Source organism: Cobetia sp. (genome assembly GCF_983723665.1).
Map to the genome: position 1 here is coordinate 17,810 of NZ_CFDJES010000034.1, position 3,818 is coordinate 21,627.

The following is a 3,818-nucleotide window of genomic DNA, read 5'->3' on the forward strand; positions in this document are numbered from 1 at the left end:
CCTCAGTCCTCGGCCAGCGCCGGCAGCAGCACCTTGAGCTTGCGGGTCAGGGTGTTGCGGCCCCAGCCCAGCAGCTCGGCGGCTTCGCCCTTGCGGCCACCGGTATGCTTGAGGGCCGTCTCGATCAGGATGCGCTCGAAGTCGGGCACCGCCTCTTCCAGCAGATGGGTGTGGCCGGCGGCGAGTGCGCGGTCCGCCCACTCGCGGAAGGCACCACGCCAATCGCCGGAGGCCGCCTCGGTGCCGCTGGCATCGCGCAGCTCCGGCGGCAGGTCCTCGATCATCACTTCACGCCCCGAGGCCATCACCGTCAGCCAGCGACAGGTGTTCTCGAGCTGGCGCACGTTGCCCGGCCAGTCGAAGCGCGTCAGGTGTTTCTCCGCGGCCTCCGTCAGCACCTTGGGCTCGGTCGACAGCTCACGCGCGGCCTCGCCCAGGAAGTGGCTCATCAGACGCGGAATGTCTTCGCGACGCTCCGACAGGCGCGGCAGATGCACGCGAATCACGTTGAGGCGGTGGAAGAGATCCTCACGGAAGCGCCCATCCTCGACCAGCTTTTCCAGGTGCTGGTGCGTCGCGGCGATGATGCGCACGTCGACCTTGACCGGCGTGATGCCACCGACACGATAGAATTCGCCATCGGCCAGCACGCGCAGCAGGCGGGTCTGGGTCTCGGCGGGCATGTCACCGATTTCATCGAGGAACAGCGTGCCGCCATCGGCCTGCTCGAAGCGCCCGCGGCGCAGCGCCGTGGCGCCGGTGAAGGCGCCCTTCTCGTGGCCGAACAGCTCCGATTCCATCAGGTCCTTGGGAATCGCCGCCATGTTGAGCGCGATGAACGGCTTGGCGGCGCGCGGCGAGTGCTGATGCAGCGCCTGGGCCACGCGCTCCTTGCCGGTACCGGACTCGCCGTTGATCAAGACGGTGATATGCGACTGTGACAGGCGGCCGATGGCGCGAAAGACTTCCTGCATCGCCGGCGCTTCGCCGATGATTTCCTTAGTCAGCCCTTCCGGCACGGCGGCGGGCGCCTTGGATTCACGGGCATGCGCCACGGCGCGCCGTACCAGCGCCAGCGCTTCATCGACATCGAACGGCTTGGGCAGGTATTCGAAGGCGCCGCCCTGATAGGAGGCCACGGCGCTGTCGAGATCGGAATGCGCCGTCATCACGATGACGGGCAGGTCCGGGTACTTCTCGCGCACGCGCGCCATCAGGTCGAGACCATCGGTTCCGGGCATGCGGATATCGGTGATCAGGACATCCGGGCACTGACGCATGATGCTGGCTTCGGCCTGATCGGCACGCTCGAAGGTTTCCACCTCGAGGTCGGGTTGTGCCAGAGCGCGCTCCAGCACCCAGCGAATGGCACGGTCGTCATCGACGATACAGACGCGGGCAGTCTCGCTCATGTGTGATCTCCAGAAGTGCCGGCTAGCGGAATGAGTAATCGGAATTCGGTATGGCCGGGGCGCGAGTCACACTCGATCAGCCCCTGATGCTGGTGCAGGATGCCCTGGGCGATCGACAGCCCGAGCCCTGAGCCTTCGGCGCGCCCCGAGACCATCGGGTAGAACAGCGTCTCGCGCAGGCTCTCCGGTATGCCGGGGCCGTTGTCGATGATCGCCAGCTCGCAGACCAGCCGGTGGCGCTCATGGCCCAGCGTGAACTGCCGGCGAGCGCGGGTCCGCAGCGTGATCTCGTAGGGGGCTGCGTCAGGCTGCGGTGAATCGGGCTGTGGCTGCTCATTGAGGGCCTGGGTGGCATTGCGCGCGATGTTGAGCACCGCCTGGATCAGCTGACCTTCGTCGCCGATCACCTCCGGCAGGCTCGGGTCGTAGTCGGCGCTCAAGGTGATGGCGCTGCCTTCCGCCTGCAGCAAGGCCCGCACCCGCTCGGTCACCGCATGCACATTGACCGGCGCCTGCAGCGGCGGCCGGTTCGGCCCGAGCATGCGATCGACCAGATCACGCAGGCGGTCCACCTCCTCGATGATGATGCGCGTGAACTCCACCATCTGCGGTTCGGGCAGATCACGTTCGAGCAGCTGGGCGGCACCACGAATGCCGCCGAGCGGATTCTTGACCTCGTGCGCGAGACCACGCGTCAGCACCTTGACCGCCTCCTGGCGGGCGATCAGCGCTTCTTCGCGCGAGATCTGCATCAGGCGGTCACGCGGTTCTATCTCGACCAGCAGTTCATTGGCGCTGATGGGCGTCGCGGTGAAATCCACCGTCAGCGCTTCATTGGCCGCGTTGATGATCTCGGCCTCACGCTGGGTGTAGGGGTGCTGTTCCTCCAGCGCCTTGCGCAGCACATTGATCAGGGTGTCATCCAGCCCGGTCATGTTGTCGGGCGTACTGCCCTTCACACGCACCAGACTCACCGCCAGCAGCGTCTCCGCGGCGGGATTCATCCAGACCATCTGCAGCTGTGAGTCCAGCACCACCACGGCAGTGTTCAGGTGTTCGAGCAGTCGTTGATGCATGGGTTTGTTCGCCATCTGCAGTACGTCTCCCTGTTCTGCAATAACCGCGCCAGTCTGGTGCAGGCACCGAGAACACGGCGTCCGATGCTGTGCAACCATTTCTGGCCCCTCATATTGGCACCAAAATGGTGCAGGCAGAAAAACGCGCTAGAATCCGCGTTGCCTCTCTTCGCTGCCAGGTGGCCCGACATCGACTGGCCCAGACACGAAAAAGCCGCCCGAAGGCGGCCTGTCAGCGAAGGAGAAACGCGCGAAGAAAGCAGGCCGCCCAGACGCTGCTAGCCACCGCCAGCATTGGCAGGGTTGTTGGGGTTGCGAGGCAGATTGACGCTGGCGCGCTGCACATAGACCACCTTCGGCTCGCTGGTCTGGCGCACGCGGCCGGTGGAATCCAGCAGCTCCGCCTGGATGACATGCTTGCCACGCTCCAGCGCCGGCACCATGAAGACGGTGCTGTGCATGGCGGATTGAGACGGCGCACCGTCCACGGTCACGCGCACCTTGTCTTCCGGGCGCAGCTTGGGCTCGATTCCCAGGCGCACCGCCAGATTGCCCGCCTGCCCGGTCTGCAGCGTTTCCTCGTTGGACGGGCTCTGGATGGTGAAGGTGGTATAGCCACGGAAGGCCACATCTACCGCAGGCGCCCGGGTGCGGGTGCTCTCGCTGGATGAGGAAGAACTCACGCGCGACGGCGTGCTGCGCCGCGGCGGCAGGGATTCCGTCGACGGCACCACGCTGAGCGGCGTCAGCTGCACCTTGCTGCCGCCCGCAGGCTGATCACTGAAGACCACGTTGCCGTTGGCATCGACGTGACGATAGACCTGGGCCGCCTGAAGATCGAACGACAGGCTCGACAGCATCAGCGTCGCTGCCAGCAGCAGGCACTGCAGTGGCTCGGGGCGCGCTGCTGGCAGTGCACGCGAGTCAGTCGCGGGGTTCGCGACGCGCAGGGAGGATACGAAGGGCCACATCCGAAGATTCCTGAAGAGAGTCATGGGAGGCCAGAAGCCGCAGGCAGCTCCAGCGGGTTGGGTCTATCGACAGGCGATCCTGCTGCCTGATGACAAGGCTAACAAGTTACAAAGCTTACCGCGTTGATGCCAGCATTTGGGGCCTTCGACAAGACGCCTGTGTGCATTGACTGTCACGCAAGGCTACCACCGCGCCCTGCAGGTCTGTCATCAGCATGGCCGATCTCAGGGAAAAGGATCAGGGGCAGAGCAAAGGATCAGAGCAAAGAGATAGAACGAAACAGGGCCATAATGAAAAACAGGGCCACAACGAAAAACAGGGCCACACCTGTCGGTATGGCCCTGCTGTCGTCATCGTC

At 64.8% G+C, this 3,818-nt stretch carries 3 protein-coding genes; all 3 read right to left on the reverse strand.

Going from position 1 to position 3,818, the window contains the following annotated elements:
• Positions 1-2: 2 nt before the first annotated feature.
• A complete protein-coding gene (gene ntrC / locus AC4FAH_RS05430; protein ID WP_043335756.1) occupies positions 3-1,412 on the reverse strand; it encodes a nitrogen regulation protein NR(I) in 1,410 nt (469 codons plus the stop codon).
• Positions 1,409-2,503 carry a nitrogen regulation protein NR(II) gene (glnL, locus tag AC4FAH_RS05435; RefSeq protein WP_264158090.1) on the reverse strand — a complete coding sequence of 365 codons (1,095 nt, stop codon included), beginning with the start codon at positions 2,501-2,503 and terminating at the stop codon, positions 1,409-1,411. The genes ntrC and glnL overlap by 4 nt, the downstream gene beginning before the upstream one ends.
• Before the next feature lie 263 nt (positions 2,504-2,766).
• A complete protein-coding gene (locus AC4FAH_RS05440) occupies positions 2,767-3,459 on the reverse strand; it encodes a DUF4124 domain-containing protein (protein WP_054556333.1) in 693 nt (230 codons plus the stop codon).
• Between the last annotated feature and the right edge of the window lie 359 nt (positions 3,460-3,818).